General features: G+C 42.3%; 1 protein-coding gene. It reads right to left on the reverse strand.

The genetic code is table 11. From position 1 onward, the window contains the following. Positions 1–6,567 carry a T9SS type B sorting domain-containing protein gene (locus tag ABJF57_RS20655; protein WP_462235985.1) on the reverse strand — a complete coding sequence of 2,189 codons (6,567 nt, stop codon included), beginning with the start codon at positions 6,565–6,567 and terminating at the stop codon, positions 1–3. Positions 6,568–6,645: the final 78 nt, after the last annotated feature.

The raw sequence follows: 6,645 nt of genomic DNA on the forward strand, positions 1-6,645 counted from the left end.
TTACCTAACTAATTCTAAATATCCTTGTACAGGATCCTCTCCATTACCTAAATCTATTATGTAGAAGTAAGTACCGGAAGGTAGTTTTAGACCTCCACCACCTACGTTGCTGAATCCTTCAAAACGAATTGAAGTGTTGTTGTAGCCATCTATATCGTATATTTTTTGACCTGCTCGGTTATAGACTTGTACGTTATTATTCGGGAAATAATCTATACAATCAATAAGGAAGAAATCATTTTTACCATCAGCATTGGCAGAAACTCCATTATAAATATTTAGTGAAGTCTCTATGGTAAACGATGCAGAGTAGCTGCATCCATTCTCAGCAGTAAATGTTACTGTATAATCTCCCGGATAAGCATCAATCAGTCTGGAGTCATTGCCAACAACCGTTCCGCTGGCATCTCTCCATTCGTATTCAGAAGCTAACTGGAATTCTTCAAAGCCAACGATTGCTGTCCCAGTAAACTGGTTGGTCGATCCATCTTCCGTTCGTAAGCAAACAGAATTGTTAAATATAACTTCATAAACAGGATCAACTACTTCATATCCAATGTCCACCGAAGTAAAAGCCGATTGACATCCGGTGGCAATATTAGTTGCTCTGACAAGGTATGTGGTTGTATCCAAATTGAATACTTCAGAACCAGTGGCATAAGGTGTATTCATGTCACTTGGATCAAACCATTCGAAAAGGAAATTATTCGTAACCCCGTCTACGTTTGCGATTGCACTTCCATTTGCGAATTGACAATTATTTCTGCCATTATTCACAAGCACGAACGGGTCATTCGGTGTTACTGCATTATTCAATATTTCAAATGATTCTTCGGAGATACATCCAGTTATAACATGAGTTAACTGGAGCCTATACATACCAGCATCAAGTGAATCAACAAAGAAGGTATTACCAATCAAAGTGTTGGTGTCATTGAACCACGCTATATCCACTGAGGATAAGTCCGGAACATTAACTTGTGCAAATCCATTCTTATCGTCAAAGCAAACCGTAACATCACTAGTTGTGAGTAAGAATGTTGGTCTTCTCGTACCATCCTCAACAGTTACTTCCTTAGCTTCAGATTGACAGAAATTATCGATTTGGTCAATAACAAGCACCACATAGTCCCCATCTGAAAGATTTTGAATAAGAGAACCAGTGAAATCAGCATTTGCTGGGTTTGGATTGGTACCGACAGTAGCCAAATCGCCAATAAACCAGTAGTAACTATAATCACTCACTGATCTGCCAGGTGCCGGCGAGACAACTGAAACAGCAACTTGCCCATTTGGATTGACACAATTCGTATTTGCCGATGTAGATGTCGAAATGACAACCGGATTCGGAATATCGTCAACCATTTCATAAGTTTCAATAGTCACACAGCCAGTGACATTGTTGGTCACTTCTACGGTATAGAAACCAGCAGCAAGGCCTGAGACTTCATTGGTAGAGGCACCTGTAAGATTAGCACCTCCCGTATAGTCATCCGGAGTAAGAGTGTTTCCAGTTCCTGTACCAAAATACCACTCAAAGTCATAAGTAGCGTTCTCGGCTTGACCATCTGCCAATACCAATAACCTACCGTTTGGATTGCTTGGATCACAGTTTGCCTGAAAGTCAAATGCATCAAGCTCTATTGCAGGGTATGCTAGATTTTCACCTACCTGAACTTCAAATGCAGGAGTTGTACAATTAACAAGTGTATTCGTTCCTACGACCCAGTAAGTTCCAGCAGTTGCGACAGTGTAAGCAACTCCCGCGTTTCCAGTAAATACAATTCCTGCCGCCCCAAGATTTGGATCTTGATTATAGTAATCAAAATTGTAATCCGTTACATTATCTCTGTTAACGCCTGTTACAGTAATAATTCCATTGCCAGGAGTACAGTTAGTTGCATCTACGATTGAGACAGTTGTTATTTCAACGTTTGTTGGAACATTTGGTAGTATAAATTCTTCAAGCGTAACACAACCAGTTGATAGCCTCGTTACCTCAACAGTATACGTGTCTGCTGAAAGTCCAGAAATACTAGAGGTAGCAACTCCAGCAGGGGTAGAGCCATTACCAGGATCAACTCCGTTTGCAAGCGGAGTTCCAGTGCCGGAACCGATGTACCACTGGAATGTGTAATCAGCATCTGCATCAGTTATACCCGAAGTGGCACCAACAGTAGCAGTAGCCAAAAGTGAACCATTAGGTGTTGCTCCAGCCGTACACGTAGAATCTGCTGCCTGAAGTGCAATGTTTACCACAGGTCTTAAGACATTATCGATGACATCAAACTCAGCAGGCTCGGAAGTACAATCGGAATCAAGTTTCCGAACGATTGCAAAATAGTTTCCGCCACTTAGCTCGGTATAGATGAAGTTCGTATTGTCACCGTCTCCATCAATCACAGGAGAGGTAAGCAATTGATCTTCATACACTTCCAGACGATAGAACCCTGCCATTGCTGCTTGATTCAAAGTAGCGCCATCAAAAGTTGCTTCCAGTAACTCAAAGGTTCCAGCATCAACAGGATTACCATCATTGTCATCATCGCAGATATTATTATCGCCTACTGTAAAGTTTGAGATACTTGGGTTTAATGGAACATTTGTAATTGTATATGTTCTGACTATAGAGCAGTTTGTGTTATTGTTTGTAACAGTTACTTGATAATCACCTGCGGCTGCACCTGAAAGTGTAGACTCACTATCTGTAACTCCAACTGCACCACCACCTGCAACTTCCCATAGGAATGTGAAGTGATCGGTATGATCAAACTGGCCGTCGACCAAAACTTCAAGACCTCCAGCATTGACGCCACCACCACAATCTTGGTCAGGGGTCATGCTTATTAAGGCTACCTGAGGATTTCTTGTAGAATCTTTAACATTTATGATAGCTGTTGCGGCCGCACATCCTCTAACATCATGAGTTGCTATGACAAAGTAATCATCAGCAGCTAGTCCATTGATTATAAGAGATGGAGAACCAGATCCAGCTGCATATGGAGATGCCCCGACATGTCCACCCGAAGCAGATCCTTGTCTAACCTGAATTACGTACTCATCCAATGTTCCGTCAATATCTGAATCGTTAATGGTTATTGTTCCTGTGTCTCCAATTCCAACACACGTAGAATCTGGTTCCGTTCTTGCCTGAATCGCAGATTCATTGAGTGTTGGGATGTTTAACATTGATCCCACATTATATACAGCGGTAGCTGCACATCCTACGTTACCATTAGCTGGCGTATCTCCAAGATCTTTCGTAACAACTACTGTGTAGTCACCTTTAGCTAGGTTAGAAATAGTTGTGAAATCAGCATTCGAAGTTGCTGAGCCTTGAGTTCCACCATCCGTTGGGAAAATTTCATTTGCGGCTGCAGCTGTACCTCTATACCAAGTGATTGTAAAGTCTGTTGGAGTTCCAGCAATGCCTTCATCTATAATTGAAATAGAGATTTCACCATCACCAACATTAGCTCCATTATCGCAGAAGGTATCCTCAATAATACCGCTTGCAAGGTTGATTATTGGGCTCACCCTTTCATCATCGATGATGAACTCAACGAATTCAGCAAGAGTTTGCGTACATCCAGTTTCGGCTGTGTTAGTGATCTGCACATAGTACGTACCATTTGGCAGTCCCGCGATTGCGCTAGCTCCATTGGAACCAGAAGCTCCATTCGGGAAAGTGACATCCGGGAATGTACCGATTGCGATGGTTGTAGCTCTATCACTTTCAAGCCAATCGAATTGGTAGTCAGCCATGGTTGTGTTTGTCACAGGACCGGCAGGTCTTGACTCAGTGATTCTTAAGATTTCATATGCACCATTAGAAGGTGAACAATCTTGGTTTGGCTGGATGTTAAAGTCTGTTGCAGCGATGTTACCCACTGAGATGGTAGAGGTAAACTGCTCAATGACCACTGTTTGCACTGCAGAAGTACATCCATCACCTGGGTTGGTAAGGTCTTCGGCCTGAACGAAGTATGTACCAGCAGGGAGTCCATCAATGATGTTTACTCCCGCCTGTGCATTGGCAGTGTTACCAGAAGCTCCATTTCCAGAGAATGTTACCTGTCCCATGCCAGGGTCAGTGATATCGATTACATCTGTAGGAGGGTTGTCGAGGTACCAGGTAAAGATATAATCGTCAATGTCTGCTCCACCGGTTAAGTTATCGATAGCAGCTGTTGCTTGTCCTGTAGCGGGGTTTGTAGCATCATCATCGCACGAGATATCTTGAGCAGTAGCTGCCACAGAGATTGCTGGATTGACTCTTTCATCATCAACAACAACAGAAGTAACAGGCGATGAACAACCTTTGGTCGCGTGTGTGACTTCTACGAAATAAGTGCCTCCTACTAAGCCAGATACACTATTTACACCTTGATCACCATTATTTCCTCCATCAACAAACCCGTTACCTAGTGGTGTATTGGTAATTGCATCCGTATAAGCAGTGTACCATGTAAAAAAATAATCAGCTGCATTATCTGTAAGGTCAGAATCATTTATCATGATTGCTCCATCCAATGGACTGCAATCTGAGTTAGCGGTTACAGATGGAGTGGTTATTTCATGGACTTCTTCATTTAAAGGAATGGTATAAGAAGCTGTTGTATCACAACCATTTGTAGCCGGACCTGCAAGTCCTAACCTTGTCACAGTAATGAAGTACGTTTCTCCTGCATTGAGATTGGTAAAGGTTGTGTTAGTTACATCACTTTGATTACCAGCATTAGCTAATGGAACCATTCCCGAATCAAATATTTCAAATTGGAAATTGTTTGGCTGATCATTTATCCCATCACTGTCTGCTGACTCCTTAGTTCCTGTAATAGCAATACTACCATTTCCTGTTCCAACATTACAGAAGGAATCAGAAGTAATATTTACTGCACTAATAATAGGTTTGTAAGCTTCTTGCTCAATAATGTCTGATGCTGATGTACTCCAACATTCGAAACCTCCACCAAAAGCGGCCGACGCTTTTTCACGTGCTATTGCAGTATATGGACCAGCAGGTAAGCTTGTAAACGTAACAGTGCCTCCTGTAGCAACGGCACCAACATTTACGACAAGATTATCATCTCCATCATCTATGTCTCCAGTTATTGGATCAAACTTGTAAGGAAATCTCAAAGTTGTCCCTACAGAATTTACTACATCATATGCTGCAAGTCTATTGACAGGAACCCCGCTTCCGGCATATAAAAAGATGATGTATTCCTCTATGTCATCTGCTTCATCTGCTATATATCCAACACTATTAACCACATCAATTGTAGCAGAAGCTCCACTTGATGTTCCAGTTATGGTATGAAGACCTCCACCAACTAAAGCACCAGATGTCAATGATAACTGAATGGTGCCACCTTGGTCTACACTAATGATTCCTGTAGCTCCATTGCTTGTTGTATACGGTTCTAGCGTTGTGAAAAGACCTCCAATTTGTCCACTTACAGTAATAACTTGGTTATCAGCGAGAGAAACATCAGCTTGACCATTATCAGGACATTGACTCACATTGATTACATTCAGAGTGGTTGTTGTTTGTATACCGTTGAATGGAAGGTCAAAGGAGGATTGATGGCGACACCCTGAGCCATCCTCAACAACCAAAGTATAAAGCCCGCCGACAAGATTATCTAATTCAATAGTTGGACTTGTTGTAACAGTAACAGTTGGATTTGGACTTGCAATTAAAGCAGATCCGTTAGTAAGAGCGGCCGCACCCGTGGGATCATCATTAGCAAAATCGTCGGACCCCTCGTACCAGAAGAAGTTAAACGGACCTGTTCCTCCAGAAATTGTGGCTGAAATTTCTCCGCCTGTGGCATTACAAGACCCTGGAATTGCGTCTGCTACTATGTTGATGGTAGGCGCAGCAGGTGTACTATCTAAAATCTCTATTGTTGCTGGATTTGAGATACAACCCGAAGATGTCTCTGTTACTACAACAGTATAAAAACCTGATGTCACTTGAGATAGAGTTGCATTAACCTCACCAGCGAGTGGATTGTTCGTGTTTTGGCCGGCATACCACTGGTATGTATAGCTCGCACTAAATCCAGTAGAGACACCTAATGGGAAATTGAAACTAGGTGCAACTGTTGCCTGACCATCTGCAGGAAAGCAAACGTTCTGATCACTGTTCTTTGTAATGTTTGCGCCTATTGTAGGATTATCTTCAGGTACTACAATAGTTGCTGTCTCTGTACATTGAGTAGTATTATCTCTTACTAGGATGGTATAACTTCCAGGAGCCAAATTAGAAATGGTATTTGCTGCATCTGTTGTGGAATTGATGATTGTTCCTGTAGCACTTGTACCTTGATACCATTCAAATGTAAATCCTGTATTACCAGCACCACCTCCAGTTATCTGACCTCTTAGGCTTCCAGTAGGGGTGACAGGATTACATGAATAATCAATGGAAAGTAAGGTCGTTTCGATACTGATAGGAGCTAATGTCTCACCTATTGTGACGCTGGAGGTAGCGCTAGTACATCCGGTGACATCATCAGTAACGATGAGTACATAGTTTCCAGCTTCTACATTGCTCAAGATAGCATCGGTGTCAATTGTAGCAGCTGGAGCTGACGCAAGTGCCCATGCATATGAGTATGTTCCCGACCCACCGGT

Origin of the sequence: Ekhidna sp. (assembly GCF_039940915.1) — a bacterium.
Taxonomy (GTDB): Bacteria; Bacteroidota; Bacteroidia; order Cytophagales; family Cyclobacteriaceae; genus Ekhidna.